Annotated in this window: 13 protein-coding genes and 1 pseudogene; 4 read left to right on the forward strand and 10 right to left on the reverse strand. The window is 54.1% G+C overall.

The genetic code is table 11. The features are described 5' to 3' along the window. Positions 1–260 precede the first annotated feature (260 nt). The 7 genes from pepN to dusB all read right to left on the reverse strand — a co-directional run bounded on the left by pepN (position 261) and on the right by dusB (position 7,371). Positions 261–2,864 carry an aminopeptidase N gene (pepN, locus tag DBY86_RS12275; RefSeq protein WP_107820161.1) on the reverse strand — a complete coding sequence of 868 codons (2,604 nt, stop codon included), beginning with the start codon at positions 2,862–2,864 and terminating at the stop codon, positions 261–263. Positions 2,865–3,087: 223 nt separating this feature from the next. After that, positions 3,088–3,882 carry a 3'-5' exonuclease gene (locus DBY86_RS12280; RefSeq protein WP_107820162.1) on the reverse strand — a complete coding sequence of 265 codons (795 nt, stop codon included), beginning with the start codon at positions 3,880–3,882 and terminating at the stop codon, positions 3,088–3,090. A gap of 116 nt (positions 3,883–3,998) precedes the next feature. Then, positions 3,999–4,148 carry a hypothetical protein gene (locus DBY86_RS13455; protein WP_002213096.1) on the reverse strand — a complete coding sequence of 50 codons (150 nt, stop codon included), beginning with the start codon at positions 4,146–4,148 and terminating at the stop codon, positions 3,999–4,001. Positions 4,149–4,632: 484 nt separating this feature from the next. Further along, positions 4,633–5,502 carry a lipid A biosynthesis lauroyl acyltransferase gene (locus DBY86_RS12285; protein ID WP_192882225.1) on the reverse strand — a complete coding sequence of 290 codons (870 nt, stop codon included), beginning with the start codon at positions 5,500–5,502 and terminating at the stop codon, positions 4,633–4,635. A gap of 50 nt (positions 5,503–5,552) precedes the next feature. After that, complete coding sequence (gene ruvC, locus DBY86_RS12290; protein WP_080542134.1) at positions 5,553–6,089, reverse strand: crossover junction endodeoxyribonuclease RuvC; 537 nt, start codon at positions 6,087–6,089, stop codon at positions 5,553–5,555. 2 nt (positions 6,090–6,091) lie between these two features. Further along, positions 6,092–6,331 (reverse strand): Fis family transcriptional regulator, encoded by a 240-nt coding sequence (locus tag DBY86_RS12295; protein ID WP_107820164.1) that lies wholly within the window; start codon positions 6,329–6,331, stop codon positions 6,092–6,094. Positions 6,332–6,360: 29 nt separating this feature from the next. Then, complete coding sequence (gene dusB / locus DBY86_RS12300; RefSeq protein ID WP_107820165.1) at positions 6,361–7,371, reverse strand: tRNA dihydrouridine synthase DusB; 1,011 nt, start codon at positions 7,369–7,371, stop codon at positions 6,361–6,363. A gap of 367 nt (positions 7,372–7,738) precedes the next feature. Here dusB and DBY86_RS12310 point away from each other — a divergent pair, with 367 nt between their 5' ends. Together DBY86_RS12310 and DBY86_RS12315 are read left to right on the forward strand one after the other, a co-directional pair. Then, the gene (locus tag DBY86_RS12310) at positions 7,739–9,112 is read left to right on the forward strand and encodes a DEAD/DEAH box helicase (RefSeq protein WP_107820166.1); all 1,374 of its coding nucleotides are present in this window, start codon (positions 7,739–7,741) and stop codon (positions 9,110–9,112) included. Between the two features lie 178 nt (positions 9,113–9,290). Next, entirely contained in the window at positions 9,291–10,529 is a 1,239-nt protein-coding gene (locus tag DBY86_RS12315) for an NAD(P)/FAD-dependent oxidoreductase (RefSeq protein ID WP_107820167.1), read from the forward strand. A gap of 72 nt (positions 10,530–10,601) precedes the next feature. On the opposite strand, the gene lysS is transcribed toward DBY86_RS12315, so the two are convergent. Further along, the gene (gene lysS, locus DBY86_RS12320; RefSeq protein ID WP_107820168.1) at positions 10,602–12,113 is read right to left on the reverse strand and encodes a lysine--tRNA ligase; all 1,512 of its coding nucleotides are present in this window, start codon (positions 12,111–12,113) and stop codon (positions 10,602–10,604) included. Positions 12,114–12,267: 154 nt separating this feature from the next. Next, positions 12,268–13,521, reverse strand: a complete 1,254-nt coding sequence (locus DBY86_RS12325) for an NRAMP family divalent metal transporter (RefSeq protein ID WP_107820169.1) — start codon at positions 13,519–13,521, stop codon at positions 12,268–12,270. Positions 13,522–13,837: 316 nt separating this feature from the next. Here DBY86_RS12325 and DBY86_RS12335 point away from each other — a divergent pair, with 316 nt between their 5' ends. Then, positions 13,838–15,634, forward strand: coding sequence for an aminopeptidase P family protein (locus DBY86_RS12335; protein WP_107820170.1), 1,797 nt, complete (start codon positions 13,838–13,840; stop codon positions 15,632–15,634). An 18-nt stretch (positions 15,635–15,652) separates the two neighbouring features. Beyond that, complete coding sequence (locus DBY86_RS13195) at positions 15,653–15,874, forward strand: hypothetical protein (RefSeq protein WP_159068597.1); 222 nt, start codon at positions 15,653–15,655, stop codon at positions 15,872–15,874. Between the two features lie 45 nt (positions 15,875–15,919). Here DBY86_RS13195 and DBY86_RS12340 read toward each other — a convergent pair. Continuing rightward, a pseudogene (locus tag DBY86_RS12340) lies at positions 15,920–16,114 on the reverse strand (IS110 family transposase); the annotation flags it as partial.

The following is a 16,114-nucleotide window of genomic DNA, read 5'->3' on the forward strand; positions in this document are numbered from 1 at the left end:
TGAACGGGTCTTGCGCCAAGTCCGCCGCGAGGGCGGGCTGTATGAGTGCGGCCGCCGCTACGGCGCAGGCGGCAAGGAGGTTTGTCAGTCTTCGCAGCGGTTTCACGGTTTATCCTCCTTTGCGGCGTGTGTTGGCGGGATATTTGTTTTGAACGGGTTTGAGTGTAAGGGATTTTAAGATTTTGTAAACAAAAGGAGCGAAAATGCCGTCTGAAAGCCGAATATCGTTTCAGACGGCATTGTTTTTCTGTTTGACGGCCTCAATCCAAAATCTTGCCGACGATTTCGCCCACGTCTTTCGACAATCCATCCTGCGCCCGAATGCGCTGCAATGCTTGTTTCACCAAGTTTTTGCGGTGCGGTTCGAGCTTGTTGCAGAGGTTGAACGCCTGCACCAGGCGGGCGGCGACCTGCGGGTTGAAGCGGTCGATTTCGATGACTTTGTCGGCGATGAAGCGGTAGCCGCTGCCGTCTTCTGCGTGGAAATGCGGGACGTTGCGGCTGAAGCTGCCGATGAGCGAGCGGGCTTTGTTGGGGTTTTCGAGGCTGAATTTCGGATGCTGCAAGGCGGTTTGAACCTGTTGCAGGGTGTTGCTGCGGCGGCTTGAGCCGATAAGGGCGAAATATTTGTCCATCACCAGCGCGTCGTCTGAAAACTTGTCGGCAAACTGCACCAGCAGGCAGTTGCGCGTATCGCTTTCGTTGCCGTTGACGGCGGACAGGATGCCCCATTCGTGGGTCATGTTTTGCGCCATTTCGCTGTATTTTTCAGCAACGGTTTCGATGTGCGCGGGGTCGGCGCGCAGAACGAAGGCGCGGCAGACGTTGCGCAGCGTGCGCCAGCCGGCGGTTTCGGGGCTGTATTCGTAGCTTTGGTTTTCCTGCTTCGCCGCCTGACGGTTCAATTCATGCCATTTCGGCAGGAAGCGGACGGCAAGCGTATCCAACAAGGCTTCGCGCGCCTGATGGTAGCGCAGCGGGTCAATGTTTTCCGCGCCGTCCCACAGCTCGGCTTCGGACGGCACACCCAAAAGCAGGGCTTTGAAGGCGTTGTCCAAGAGGTCGTCTGAAATGACTTTTTCGACGGCGGCAAGCAGTTTTCCATGTTTCGGCAGCTCGACGCCGTCTGAAAGCGCGGCAAGGTTGGCGGCGACGGCGCGGCGGTAGAGCGTTTGGGCGGCTTCCCAGCGCGTGAAAGCGTCGCTGTCATGGGCGAGCAGGAGCAGCAGGTCGTCGTCGCTGTACGGATAGTTCAGATGCACCGGCGCGCTGAACCCGCGCAGCAGCGAGGGAACGACGGCTTCGGTTACGCCTTCGAGCGGGAAGGTCTGTTCGGCTTCGGTCAGCAGCAATACGGCTTCGGTTGCGCGTTTGCCCTGATAATCGAATGCCATCGCTTCACCGTTGCGGTTCAGCAGCCCGATTTTGATGGGAATCATCATCGGCTGCTTGTCCGCCATATCGGGCGTGGGCGGCACGGTTTGTTTGATGGTCAACTCGAAAACATTGTTTTTCAGACGACCCTCGGCTTCCAAAACGGGCGTGCCCGCCTGGCTGTACCACAAGGCGAACCGGTCGAGATTGATGCCGTTCGCGTCCGCCATCGCCGCGCGGAAATCGTCGCAGGTAACAGCCTGTCCGTCGTGGCGTTGGAAATAGAGCTTCATGCCTTTCTGGAAGCCCTCTTCGCCGAGCAGGGTGTGATACATCCGCACCACTTCCGCGCCTTTTTCATAAACGGTCATGGTGTAAAAATTGTTCATCTCTTCATAGCTGGCGGGGCGCACCGGATGCGCGGTCGGGCCTGCGTCTTCGGGGAACTGGTGCTGGCGCAGCAGGCGGATGTTTTCGATGCGGCGCACGGCGCGGCTGGCGCGGTCGCCGGAAAACTCTTGGTCGCGGAACACGGTCAGCCCTTCTTTCAGCGAAAGCTGGAACCAGTCGCGGCAGGTTACGCGGTTGCCCGTCCAGTTGTGGAAATATTCGTGTCCGACCACGGATTCGATGCCTTCGAAATCGGTATCGGTGGCGGTACGGCTGTCGGCAAGGACGAACTTGGTGTTAAAGATGTTCAAACCCTTGTTTTCCATCGCGCCCATATTGAAATCGCCCACGGCGACGACCATGAAAATATCCAAGTCGTATTCCAAACCGAAGCGCGTTTCGTCCCACTTCATCGCGTTTTTCAACGATTCCACGGCAAAGCCGACCTTGGGCTTGTCCGCTTCGGTGGTGTAAAACTCGATTTTGACGTTTCTGCCGCTCATGGTGGTGAAACGGTCTTCCGTTACCGCCAAATCGCCCGCGACCAAAGCAAACAGATAACTCGGTTTGGCAAACGGGTCTTCCCATTTCACCCAATGGCGGCCGTCTGAAAACTCGCCGCCGTCGATTTTGTTGCCGTTGGAGAGCAAAACGGGATAGCGTTTTTTGTCCGCGACGATGGTGGTCGTGAACTTGGACATCACATCCGGACGGTCGATGTAGAACGTGATTTTGCGGAAGCCCTCCGGCTCGCACTGGGTAAACAGATTGCCGCCGGAAGCATACAGCCCCATCAGCGATTTGTTTTCCGTCGGCAGGATTTCGGTTTCCACTTCGACGGTGAAGCGTTCGGACGGCACGCCTGCAATCGTCAGCGTCTCGCCTTCCAACACATAATCCGCCGCCGCCCCGTTGATTTTGACGGACAAGAGTTTCGCCGAACCGTCCAACACCAGCGGCTCCCCTACCCTCTGCAGCTCAACCGTCAAACGGGATTTCACGACGGTTTGCGGTTCGGCAATATCAAAATGCAGTTCGGTTTCGAGGATGCGGTAGGCAGGCGTTTGGTAATCTTTCAGATAACGGACGGTTTTGCTCATTTTTTTCTTTCAATATTGTTTGGTTTGACTGGAAAAGGCTTCAGACGGCACGGATACAGCTTTTAAAGCGGATTAACAAAAATCAGGACAAGGCGACGAAGCCGCAGACAGTACAGATAGTAAGGCAAGGAGAGGCAAGGCTGTACCGGTTTGAATTTAATCCACCATATGCCGTCTGAACCGAAACGGCGGCACAAGCGTACCGCCTTCGGGCAGCAGGTTTCTATTTCCACGCTTGGATAAATTCTGCCCAATGCGGTTTGTCTTCTGTTTGGGCGGAGAGATAGTTTCTGATCCGCTTGATTTCCATTTCGTATTCGTCCGCGTCGAATCTTCCGCTGACCAGACAGAAACGCAGATACATCAAATACGTATTCACGGCATCGGTTTCGCAATAATTGCGGATTTCCTTCAGCCTGCCCGTATGGAACGCCTCCCAAACCTTGCTGCCGTCCATACCCAGCTTGCCCGGAAAACCGCACAGTTTCGCCATATCGTCCAGCGGCACGTTTGCCCTCGGCTGGTAAAGCGCGAGCAAATCCATCAAATCGCAGTGGCGTTGGTGATAGCGGCTGATGTAGTTGTTCCACTTGAAATCGCGGCTGTCGCCAAATTCCCCTTCGCCCATATCCCAATAACGCGCGGCATTGATGCCGTATATCAGGGAGCGGTAATGCAGTACGGGCAGGTCGAACCCGCCGCCGTTCCAACTGACCAACTGCGGCGTATGTTTTTCCACCAACTCGAAAAATTTGGCGATAACCACTTCTTCGCCGTCGTCCGCCTCGCCGATTGTGCCGATATGGATTTTGTCCTGCCCCCAGCGCATACAGCACGAAACCGCCACAACCTGATGGAGATGATGCTGCATAAAATCCCCGCCCGTCTGGGCGCGGCGTTTTTGCTGGGCAAACAGCACCACTTCATCGTCGGGCAAATCGGACGGGAGATGATATAAAGTCCGTATCCCTTGCACGTCGGGCACGGTTTCAATATCGAAGGCCAAAATCGTATTCATGGCAGTACCTTGCATTCAAAAACAGACTTGCGCCTATTGTGTCATTAAAAGACAGATAAAAAAAGAGGCAACCCCCCACAGGATTGCCCCAATACCTCAAATCAGAGATTTACGCTTCACAAACAATACAGGCTTTCGCCTGCGGCTTTGCCCGCGTAGCTCAACTCTACGCCGGCAAACTTTCGTTTCACCGTTTCCGATGAAACCCCCGACCAATCGCAAGACTGACCGGAAAATCCTTTCAGACGGCATTTCCTGCCTGTCATGTAATTCCATGTAGCGAAATGTACGCCATTTTTTACGCTTTGCCAAGCATTTTTTACAATATAAATGTCAGAACATTAATTTTATAAAATTGCTGAAAATATTGAATATATGGATTTTTATTTTTCATATTTCAATAAATATAAATTTAATTTTGATTTATATTTAAATTTAAGCATAAAATGTCAAATATTAAAGTTAATATGAAAGGCATATATTAAATATTTATTTATAATGCTATGTTTTTAAAGAAAATTAATTTTAATATATTAACTAGATTATCTGCATATATTCATGGGTTTGCGGTATTTCTTCCACAACCTGCTTCGAATTTTCCGACCAAGTCTTAAAAATATTGTTTTTGAAATACTTAAATAGCAGCGATTATCAAATGAAATCTGTTCATATAATCTGCCATTTCGCATTTAAAAAAACAATCAGGAGTTTCGACTCGAAACGCCTGATATGTTTTGTAATTTTACGTAGTCAGTAAAAATCGGGGCTGCCTTCCGGACGGGTTTTAAAACGCTTGTGCAGCCAAAAATATTGTTCCGGATGTTCGCGCACCCTGTCTTCGATAAAACGGTTCATGCGCTGCGCGTCGGCCTGCGCATCTTCACTCGGAAAGGATTCCCAAGCAGGGTAGAAATGCAATGTAACCGTATTGTCCGCCTCGCGGACGGGGATGGCGGGTATCACTTTTGCATTTGCAAGCGCGGCAATGCGGCTCAATCCTGTAATCGTTGCCGTCTGAATACCGAAAAAATCCACAAAAACCGAATCGTTGCGTCCGAAATCCTGATCGGGCAGATACAGAAACGGCGCGCTGCTTTTGCGGAACTGTTTGACGAGGGCACGCAGCCCTTCGGTGCGCCCGATGAGGAAGACGTTGTGATAGCGGTTGCGGCCTTTCAAAATCTGTTCGTCCAATATCTTGTTTTTTTGGTGGGAATACATACTGATCAGCGGGACATCCTGATTAAGCGCGTACACCGCCATCTCGAACGCGGTAAAGTGCGGGTACAGGATAATGACTTTTTCCCCTGCCGCCAGCGCGTCGTCCAAATAATGTTTGTTGCGGTAGCGCACCAGCGATTTCAGGCGTTTGGCAGGCGCGTACCAATATAAGCCGTATTCGAGCATCAGTTTCGCCATGTGCCTGAAATGCTGTTTCAACACGGTTTTACGCTTTTCTTCGCCCCATTCGGGAAAACATTTTGCCAAATTGATTTCGCCGATACGGCGGCGCGGTTTGACCAGAAGGTAGGCAAGCGAACCGATCAGGCCGGCAATCTTGTGCAGCAGCGCAAACGGTAGAAACTGCAAAACATACAGTACAAAAAATATAAATTTCATCTCGATACACATTTTCTTTTCAGACGGCAAAATACAAATGCCGTCTGAAACTATTGAAACCTTCCGCGCTTGACCTGCATCCCCGAAGGATTGAGTTTGGCGGCAAGCCCGTGGTTGCGTAAGGCGTGGGTCAGCGCGACGGCAAGACCGTCCGCCGCATCCGCCTGCGGCGTTCCCGAAAGCCCCAGCATCTGCACCACCATATGCTGCACCTGTTCTTTCGCTGCCTTGCCCTTGCCGACCACCGCCTGTTTGACCTGCAAGGCCGTGTATTCCGAAACGGGCAGCTTATGGCTGACCAATGCCGCCAATGCCGCGCCCCTAGCCTGACCGAGCATCAGCGTCGATGCAGGGTTGACGTTGACGAACACCTGTTCCACTGCCGCCTGTTGAGGCTTGTAAACAGTAACGACTTCGCCGATATGCCGCACAATCACGGCAATCCTGTCTGCCAGAGGCGCATCGGCAGGCGTTTTGATGCAGCCGGAGGCGACGTAAAAATGATCGCGCCCCCTGACATCGATGACACCGAAACCCGTTACGCGGCTACCCGGGTCAATGCCCAAGATACGGACGGTTGCCGACATATTCACAGCAAACCGTGTTGAATCAGTTTTTTACGCAAGGTATTACGGTTCAGCCCCAACATGACGGAAGCTTTGGACTGATTACCGCCGCATTGCTCCATCACGCACACCAGCAGCGGTTTTTCCACCTGATGCAATACCATATCGTACACGCCGCAAGGTTCGGTTCCTTTCAGGTCTTTGAAATATTGTTCTAAATTTTGTCTGATGCATTGAGAAATATCGGGAAGGGTATGGGGCATGATTGCACTTTCAAAGGATAATCAAGTGTTCAGAAGGCATTTGGGCGGTAGGCACACGCCCAACTGTCGGTTTTTTCAGCAAGTTTTTCAAGATAACCTGCAAGCATGTCGTATTGCGCCGCCGCACTGTCCAAGTAGTTGATTTCACGACGTGTCTGTTCGCCGTCGGGCATCTCGCCGATGTACCAGCCTATGTGTTTGCGTGCGATGCGCACACCGGCAGTGTCACCGTAAAACGCGTGCATGGCTCGGATGTGGTTCAAAATAGTGGCGGTACATTCTGCCAAACTCAAAGCAGGCGGCAAAACACCGTGTTCGGCGTAATGTTTCAAATCACGGAAGAACCACGGTCTGCCTTGCGCACCGCGCCCTATCATGATGCCGTCTGCGGCGGTTTGTTTGAGGACGGCTTGGGCTTTTTGCGGCGAAGTAATGTCGCCGTTGACCCAGACCGGGATGTTCAGACGGCATTTGGTTTCGGCAATCAGGTCGTAAGCCGCTTCGCCTTTGTACATTTGCGTGCGCGTACGTCCGTGGACGGCAAGGGCGGCGATGCCGCAATCTTCGGCGATTCGGGCGACGGCAGGCAGGTTTTTGTGGTCGTCGTGCCAACCCAAACGGGTTTTGAGGGTAACGGGAACGCCTGCCGCCTTGACCACCGCTTCCAAAATGGCGGCAACCAGCGGCTCGTCCTGCATCAGCGCGCTGCCGGCTTGGACGTTGCAGACTTTTTTAGCGGGACAGCCCATATTGATGTCGATGACCTGTGCCCCGAGTCCGACGTTGTAACGCGCCGCATCCGCCATCTGCTGCGGATCGCTGCCGGCAATCTGCACGGCAACGATGCCGCCTTCATCGGCAAAATCGCTGCGTTGCAGGGTTTTTCTAGTATTTCTGAGCGTCGGGTCGCTGGCCAGCATTTCGCACACCGCCCAACCTGCGCCAAAATCTCGGCAAAGTCGGCGGAAGGGTTTGTCGGTAATGCCTGCCATCGGCGCAAGTGCGATGGGGTTGTCGATAAAATAGCCGCCGATGTGCATAATGGGCCCGCGTTTCAAAAAAGTGCGCCATTGTACATTTTTTAAGCAGGATTTCCAATCTCCGGACGCGCCCGCGATTGGGGCAGGCACCGTTTTATGGCATAATCCGCACACAGATTCCCTGCCCCGCCACTCACAGGAGGGCAGTTTATAGTGGATTAACAAAAACCAGTACGGCGTTGCCTCGCCTTAGCTCAAAGAGAACGATTCTCTAAGGTGCTGAAGCACCAAGTGAATCGGTTCCGTACTATTTGTACTGTCTGCGGCTTCGTCGCCTTGTCCTGATTTTTGTTAATCCACTATACTTTCCCCATCCTATCAGTTTCCCGCTTCAGACGGCATAAGGTCTGAAAGAAAGACTACAATCATGAGTAATCCATTTTCCTCTTTAGGTTTGGGTACGGAACTCGTTTCCGCACTGACCGCGCAAGGCTATGAAACCCCAACCCCCATTCAGGCCGCCGCCATTCCCAAAGCACTCGCCGGTCATGATTTACTAGCCGCCGCCCAAACCGGCACGGGCAAAACCGCTGCCTTTATGCTGCCCAGTCTGGAACGCCTCAAACGCTACGCCACCGCCAGCACCTCGCCCGCGATGCACCCCGTGCGTATGCTCGTCCTCACCCCGACGCGCGAACTTGCCGACCAAATCGACCAAAACGTGCAGTCCTATATCAAAAACCTGCCGCTGCGCCATACCGTCTTGTTCGGCGGTATGAATATGGACAAACAGACCGCCGATTTGCGTGCCGGCTGCGAAATCGTCGTCGCCACCGTCGGACGGCTGCTCGACCACGTCAAACAAAAAAACATCAGTTTAAACAAAGTCGAAATCGTCGTTCTGGACGAAGCAGACCGCATGTTGGATATGGGGTTCATCGACGACATCCGCAAAATCATGCAGATGCTGCCCCGCCAACGCCAAACCCTGCTCTTTTCCGCCACTTTCTCCGCCCCGATACGCAAACTGGCGCAAGACTTCATGAACGCGCCCGAAACCGTCGAAGTCGCCGCGCAAAACACCACCAACGCCAACGTCGAACAACACATCATCGCCGTCGATACCTTCCAAAAGCGCAACCTGCTCGAACGGCTGATTGTCGATCTGCATATGAACCAAGTCATCGTGTTCTGCAAAACCAAACAAAGCGTCGACCGCGTAACGCGCGAACTGGTGCGCCGCAACCTGTCCGCACAGGCGATACACGGCGACCGTTCCCAACAAAGCCGGCTCGAAACACTCAACGCCTTCAAAGACGGCAGCCTGCGCGTCCTCGTCGCCACCGACATCGCCGCGCGTGGGCTGGACATTGCCGAGCTGCCCTTCGTCATCAATTACGAAATGCCCGCCCAGCCCGAAGACTACGTCCACCGTATCGGGCGTACGGGGCGCGCGGGCGCGGACGGCGTGGCGATTTCCCTGATGGACGAATCCGAACAGAAAATGTTTGAATCCATTAAAGAGCTGACCGGCAACAAGCTGCTCATCGAACGCATCGAAGGCTTCGAGCCCCGATGGTGGGAACAGGAAGGCTCAAAACCGGAAAAAACCGGCACAAGCGAACCTAAACAGCGCAACCGCTACGAATCCGCCAAAGCGCAGCGCGAAAAAAACACCCGGCCGGAAACCACGGCAAACGATGCGGGCGCGGCCTGCGGGAAAATTGCCGGACGCAGCCGCCGAAGCCGCCGGGGACACCGGACGTGCGCCCTGTTCCAACCGCGTTACGGCGTAAAATAACCCTGAAAATCAAATGCCGTCTGAACATTTCCGTTTCAGACGGCATTTTTCAAACCGGACTGACGCATTGGAAGCAACCACCCGCACCGGATAAATTTCTGCTGCAAACAGTTTCAGACGGCATTTGCTGCCTGTACAATATCATTTCCTTTTCCACTCAAACCATCAGGATTTCCCAATGTCCACCCAATTCGATGTCGCCGTAATCGGCGCAGGTCCGGCAGGCTCGGTCGCATCCGCCCTGCTCCGCAAAAAAGGTTATCAAGTCTGCGTGTTGGAAAAACAGCACTTTCCGCGCTTCGTCATCGGCGAAAGCCTGCTGCCGCACTGTATGGAAATGCTGGAAGAAGCCGGATTTGCCGATGCCGTGCGCGCCGAGCCCGGCTTTCAGTTGAAAAACGGCGCGGCGTTTTCGTGGGGCAGCCGTTATACCGAATTCGATTTCACCGATAAATTTTCAGACGGCCCCGGCACGACTTATCAAGTGCGCCGCGCCGTGTTCGATAAAATCCTGATTGGCGAAGCCGCCAAACAAGGCGTTGAAGTACGTTTCGGGCACGGCGTAACCGCGTTCGACAATAGCGGCGATTTTGCCCGCTTGAACATCGAAACCGACATGGGCGAGAACTATGAACTGACCGCGAAATTCGTCTTGGACGCAAGCGGTTACGGACGCGTGCTGCCGCGTCTGCTGAATTTGGAAACACCCTCGCACCTGCCGCCGCGCCAAGCGCATTTCACGCACATCGACGACAACATTACCCACCCGAAATTCGACCGCAACAAAATCCTGATTACCACCCATCCGCAACACCGCGACGTGTGGATTTGGCTGATTCCCTTCGGCGACAACCGCTGTTCCGTCGGCGTGGTCGGCACGCCCGACAAACTTGCCGGCGAATCGGAAACGGTGTTGAAAAAATTTGTTTACGAATGCCCGATGCTGAACGAAATTCTGGACAAAGCCGTTTGGGAAAACGATTTTCCGTTCCGCTCCATCCAAGGCTATTCCGCCAACGTCAAATCGCTGCACGGCAGGCATTTCGCGCTGTTGGGCAATGCCGCCGAGTTCCTCGATCCCGTATTCTCGTCGGGCGTAACCATCGCGCTGCACTCCGCCAAACTTGCCGCCGATCTGCTGGCAAAACAACTTAAAGGCGAAGCCGCCGATTGGCAAACCGAATTTGCCGACCCCTTGATGATCGGCGTGGACACATTCCGCACCTATGTGGACGGTTGGTATGATTTCCGCTTCCAAAACGTCGTGTACGCGCCCGACCGCAGCCCGGAAATCAGCCGTATGCTTTCTTCGATTTTGGCAGGCTACGCGTGGGATACCGAAAACCCGTTTGTGGCGAAATCCGAACAACGCCTGACTGCCTTGTCAGAATGGGTCGGTCAGTTGGAAAGCGAATAAATCCTGCCATACAAAATGCCGTCTGAATCCAAACGGGTTCAGACGGCATTTCCATTTCAACTGTTTTTATGATTACTCGGGACGCATCTGCGGAAACAGAATCACATCGCGGATGGTTTGCGAATCGGTCAGCAACATTACCAAGCGGTCAATACCGATGCCGCAACCGCCGGTCGGCGGCAAACCGAATTCCATCGCGCGGATGTAGTCGGCATCGTAGTGCATCGCTTCGTCGTCGCCCGCGTCTTTTTGCGCCACTTGCGCTTTGAAGCGTTCGGCTTGGTCTTCGGGGTCGTTCAACTCGGAATAGCCGTTTGCCAGTTCGCGCCCGACAACGAAAAGCTCGAAGCGTTCAGTCAAGCCCGGTTTGCTGTCGGATGCGCGTGCCAACGGGGAAACTTCGACCGGGTAATCGATGATGAAGGTCGGGTTCCACAGCTTGCCCTCGGCGCAACCTTCAAACAGGGCAAGTTGCAGGCTGCCGATACCGGGGGACGGCGGCAGGCTTTCGCCGTGTTTGACGATTTCTTTTTTCAGCCATTCCGCATCGTTCAACTGCTCGTCGGTGTAGTGCGGATTGTATTTTTTGATGGCTTCGAGGATGGTCAAACGCTCGAACGGGCTTTCCAAATCGACTTCTTTGCCGTTGTAAGTGATGTTCGCCGTGCCGTTTACCGTGCGCGATGCGTTGCGGATGATGTCTTCCGCCATCTGCATCATACGTTCGTAGTCGGAGAAGGCTTCGTAAAATTCAATCATCGTAAATTCGGGGTTGTGGCGCACGGACATACCTTCGTTGCGGAAGCTGCGGTTGATCTCAAACACGCGTTCCAAGCCGCCGACCACCAAGCGTTTCAGATACAGTTCAGGCGCGATGCGCAGGTAGAGTGGGATGTCCAAGGCGTTGTGGTGGGTCACGAACGGTTTCGCCGTCGCGCCGCCGGGAATCGGGTGCATCATCGGGGTTTCGACTTCGAGATAATGCTCGCCCACCATAAAATTACGCACGGATTGGATAATTTGGCTGCGTTTGATGAAGGTATTGCGCGATTCTTCGTTGGCAATCAAATCGACGTAGCGTTGGCGGTATTTGGTTTCCTGATCGCTCAAGCCTTTGTGTTTGTCGGGCAGCGGGCGCAAGGATTTGGACAACAGGCGGATGTCGGACACGCGCACGGTCAATTCGCCGTGGTTGGTTTTAAACAAAGTGCCTTCCGCGCCGACGATGTCGCCCAAGTCCCAATGGTTGAAATCGTCCAAAACTTCTTGGCTCACGCCTTTGTTGTTCAGATAAAGCTGGATTTGACCGGTAACGTCTTGGATGGTGGCAAAGCTGGCTTTGCCCATTTGACGCTTCAGCATCATGCGGCCGGCAATTTTGACGGGAACGGCTTGTGGATCGAGTTCTTCTTTGCTGATTTCACCGTATTGGGTGTGCAGGTCGGCGGCAAAACTGTCGCGTTTGAAATCGTTAGGGTAGGCGTTGCGCTGTTGGCGGATGTTGTGCAGTTTTTCGCGGCGCAGGGCGATGATTTGGTTTTCGTCCAACTGCGGCTCGGTTTGCGGATGGTTTTGTTCGCTCATGGTATTTTCCGGAAAAATAAATCAGGCGCAATCTGTTTCAGACGACCTGATTGAATCACAAAATTTGCGCATATTTTACGCGATGTCGGTGTTTTTTTCTAGGAAAGGGCAATGCCGTCTGAAAATATTACAGACGGCATTCAGATTTTGAAACCTATGCCAAAAGTCCGCTAAGGTTCAACAGGAACAAAACGGCAAACCCGGCCAGATAGAGCAGGCCGACAATGGCAAGGGCGTTCATACCGGCGGTAAGCCTGTGGCGTTTGTCCCCTTTGACGAGGCGGTAGTTGAGCCAGGCGAACACGGGGGCGGACACAAAGGCGGCAATCATCGCAAATTTGAGCAGATTCGCCATTACGCCGTCAAACCAGAAAATCACCGCCAAACCGCTGCCCGCCACCCAAATATTCCAGGCAAAGAGTTCGGCGTTGCCGGTTTTCTCACTGCCGCGCAGCAGGCGCACAGGTTCTGCAATGGCGCGTGCATAACCGTCAACAACGGTAATCGTCGTACCGTACATGCAGGCAAAAGCGATAAACGCCACCAGCGGACGCGACCAGTCGCCGATGGTTACGGCGTACATATTGATCAATTGCCCGATATATTTGCCGCCCGCCATCTGCACTTCTTCGCCGTTGCCGTATTGCACGTACGCACCCAGAGCAAGGAAGACGACGGCAAGCACGGCACTGGTGATGTAACCGACGTTGAAATCAAAAATCCCGTCATGATAAGAGGAAGGTTGGAGGCGCTGTTTCTCCGTAACCCACAAAGAATTGATGGCGGAAATTTCAATCGGCGCAGGCATCCAGCCCATCAGCGCGATCAGGAAGCCCAAACCGGCAAGCGTCCACGGTGTCGGCTCAATAAAATCAGGTTTCATCTGCATACCGCGCGACATGGCGATACCGGCGGCGGCAACCGTGGCAACCGTCAGGCTGACGATGATGATTTTGGAAACATTGTCCAAAGCCTTGTAGCGTCCGCTCGCCAGGATAATCAGGCAGGAAGCCATAATCAGCGCGGAGATTGCGCCGATACCCAGTGTCAGCGAGGGAATCGCCATTTTAACGATGGCGGCGGTTACGATGGCAACCGCACCCGCGTTAATCGTCGCGGCAGCAATACACAAAATCAAGAAAACCCACAGGTAGATGCGGCTTTTCTCCGCATAACCTTCAATCAGGCTTTTACCCGTATCCAGCGTGTAATGCGCGCTGAAGCGGAAAAACGGGTATTTGAAGAGGTTGGTTAGGACGATAATCAACGCAAGCTGCCAGCCGTAAAGCGCGCCCGCCTGTGTGGAGGCAATCAGGTGCGATCCGCCGACTGCCGCCGATGCCATCATAATACCCGGACCCAATGCATTGATTTTACTTTTCCAAGTCGAAATATGTTGTTCGGACATGATTTTTCCGTATTGCTGATATAAAAATGCGTATTTTAACGTAATCTAAATACACACCAAACCGGCTTATTGAAACTTTACACCCTAATATTCCTGATTTTTCCCAATTATTTTCAGAAAAACATGCAATATGGCATTTTATGCCTGAAAGTTTACAACAAATAGTCTTGCATCGCTTTTTACCGTACAAAATATACTTTCAAACCCCTGAACGCGTTTTGCAGTCGGCAAACGATTTGATAAGATGGTTACGTTTCCCCAGCCGGTACGCCGCCATGCCGTCTGAAACCTTACACTTTCTCTGGAGAATCCGTTCATGAATACCGTATCAAATTACCTGTCCGCATTGCGCGAAGCCATGAAGGCTCAAGGCTTGGACGCACTCATCATCCCTTCCGCCGACCCCCACCTGTCCGAATACCTGCCCGAGCATTGGCAGGCGCGGCGCGAATTGTCGGGCTTTACCGGCTCGGTCGGCACATTCGTCGTTACCGCCGATGAAGCGGGCGTATGGGTGGACAGCCGCTATTGGGAACAAGCCGCCAAGCAGCTTGCGGGCAGCGGCATCGAGCTGCAAAAAAGCGGACAAGTTCCGCCGTACAACGAATGGCTCGCGGCAAACCTGCCCGAGAACGCCGCCGTCAGCATCCCTTCCGATATGGTGTCGCTCACCGGCAAACGCACTTTGGCGCAATCCCTGACCGCCAAAAACATCCGCATCGAACACCCCGACGATCTGCTTGACCAAGTGTGGACAAGCCGTCCCGCCCTCCCCGCCGAAACCGTGTTCGTCCACGACCCCGACTATGTTTCTGAAACCGCCGCCGAGAAACTCGCCCGCGTGCGCGCAGTTATGGCGGAAAAAGGCGCGGATTACCACTTGGTTTCCTCGCTTGACGACATCGCTTGGCTGACCAACCTGCGCGGCAGCGACGTGCCTTTCAACCCCGTTTTCGTGTCCTTCCTGCTGATTGGCAAAGACCACGCCGTCCTGTTTACCGACCAAGGTCGTCTGAATGCCGAAGCCGCCGCCGCGCTGCAAACCGCAGGCATCGCGGTCGAACCTTACGCCCAAGTTGCCGACAAACTCGCGCAAATCGGCGGCGCGCTGCTCATCGAGCCGAACAAAACCGCCGTCAGCACGCTTGTGCGCCTGCCCGAAAGCGTGCGCCTGATTGAAGGCATCAACCCGTCCACGCTGTTCAAATCCTGCAAATCCGAAGCCGACATCGCCCGCATCCGCGAAGCGATGGAACACGACGGCGCGGCGTTGTGCGGTTTCTTCGCCGAGTTTGAAGACATCATCGGCAACGGCGGCAGCCTGACCGAAATCGACGTGGATACGATGCTCTACCGCCACCGCAGCGCGCGCCCGGGTTTTGTGTCATTGAGTTTCGACACCATCGCAGGCTTCAACGCCAACGGTGCCCTGCCGCATTACAGCGCGACACCCGAAAGCCACAGCACCATCAGCGGCAACGGGCTGCTGCTCATCGACTCCGGCGCGCAATACAAAGGCGGCACGACCGACATCACCCGCGTCGTCCCCGTCGGCACACCCACCGCCGAACAAAAACGCGACAACACGCTCGTCCTCAAAGCCCATATCGCGCTTGCCGAAGCCGTATTCCCCGAAAACATCCCCTCGCCGCTGATCGACGCGATTTGCCGCAAACCCCTGTGGCAGGCGCAATGCGACTACGGCCACGGCACCGGCCACGGCGTAGGCTATTTCCTCAACGTCCACGAAGGCCCGCAGCGCATCGCCTTCGCCGCCCCCGCCACGCCCGAAACCGCGATGAAAAAAGGGATGGTAACCTCCATCGAACCCGGACTCTACCGACCGGGGAAATGGGGCATCCGCATTGAAAACCTCGCCGCCAACCAAGCCGTCGCCGACCCGCAGGAAACCGAGTTCGGCAGCTTCCTCTGTTTTGAAACCCTGACCCTCTGCCCCATCGACACCCGCCTGATGGACACCGCCCTCATGACCGACGGCGAAATCGACTGGGTCAACTGCTACCACGCCGAAGTCCGCCGCCGCCTCGAGCCGCTGACCGAAGGCGCGGCAAAAGCGTGGCTGATCAAACGCACCGAATCGCTAGCGCGTTAAACGGCACGGCGCAAACAAATGCCGTCTGAAGGCCCTTCAGACGGCATTTGCTTCCCAAAACATCCCGCACCGTTTTCATCTTGCCGCAAGCAAATACCAATCCGTTTTGTGGCAAATGCACAAAAAGCCCGATGCCGTCTGAAACCCCAAACAGGCTTCAGACGGCATTTATCGCGGATGAAAACAGAAAATACCCATATCGTTATTCCTGCAAAAGCAGTTGCGTATGGCGGGTTGTAGCAACTGTATTTTTCACCCCGTCGGGCAAAAATACCAAAACTCAAATCAAGCCATTTGGATACCGTTTTCGGTGGTACCGTTTTCGGCAAAGTAATCACGCATCCGGGCATTCAATATCGTCAGCAGTTTGCGCATACATGCCGTAACGGCAACCTTATACGGCTTACCCTTGGACAGCAGGCGTTGGTAGAAATCCCGAATAAGCGGTTCAAAACGTGTCGCTGCCACGGTAGCCATATA

The organism is Neisseria bergeri, assembly GCA_003044455.1.
Taxonomy (GTDB): domain Bacteria; phylum Pseudomonadota; class Gammaproteobacteria; order Burkholderiales; family Neisseriaceae; genus Neisseria; species Neisseria bergeri.

Excerpts from the sequence above, each read along its gene's own strand:
- ruvC (WP_080542134.1), bottom strand. The coding sequence starts at position 6,089 with ATGTCGGCAACCGTCCGTATCTTGGGCATTGACCCGGGTAGCCGCGTA.
- DBY86_RS12335 (WP_107820170.1), top strand. The coding sequence starts at position 13,838 with ATGAATACCGTATCAAATTACCTGTCCGCATTGCGCGAAGCCATGAAG.
- DBY86_RS12325 (WP_107820169.1), bottom strand. The coding sequence starts at position 13,521 with ATGTCCGAACAACATATTTCGACTTGGAAAAGTAAAATCAATGCATTG.
- DBY86_RS12280 (WP_107820162.1), bottom strand. The coding sequence starts at position 3,882 with ATGAATACGATTTTGGCCTTCGATATTGAAACCGTGCCCGACGTGCAA.
- lysS (WP_107820168.1), bottom strand. The coding sequence starts at position 12,113 with ATGAGCGAACAAAACCATCCGCAAACCGAGCCGCAGTTGGACGAAAAC.
- DBY86_RS13455 (WP_002213096.1), bottom strand. The coding sequence starts at position 4,148 with ATGACAGGCAGGAAATGCCGTCTGAAAGGATTTTCCGGTCAGTCTTGC.
- DBY86_RS12310 (WP_107820166.1), top strand. The coding sequence starts at position 7,739 with ATGAGTAATCCATTTTCCTCTTTAGGTTTGGGTACGGAACTCGTTTCC.
- DBY86_RS12285 (WP_192882225.1), bottom strand. The coding sequence starts at position 5,502 with ATGAAATTTATATTTTTTGTACTGTATGTTTTGCAGTTTCTACCGTTT.
- dusB (WP_107820165.1), bottom strand. The coding sequence starts at position 7,371 with ATGCACATCGGCGGCTATTTTATCGACAACCCCATCGCACTTGCGCCG.
- DBY86_RS12315 (WP_107820167.1), top strand. The coding sequence starts at position 9,291 with ATGTCCACCCAATTCGATGTCGCCGTAATCGGCGCAGGTCCGGCAGGC.
- DBY86_RS13195 (WP_159068597.1), top strand. The coding sequence starts at position 15,653 with ATGCCGTCTGAAGGCCCTTCAGACGGCATTTGCTTCCCAAAACATCCC.
- DBY86_RS12295 (WP_107820164.1), bottom strand. The coding sequence starts at position 6,331 with ATGCCCCATACCCTTCCCGATATTTCTCAATGCATCAGACAAAATTTA.
- pepN (WP_107820161.1), bottom strand. The coding sequence starts at position 2,864 with ATGAGCAAAACCGTCCGTTATCTGAAAGATTACCAAACGCCTGCCTAC.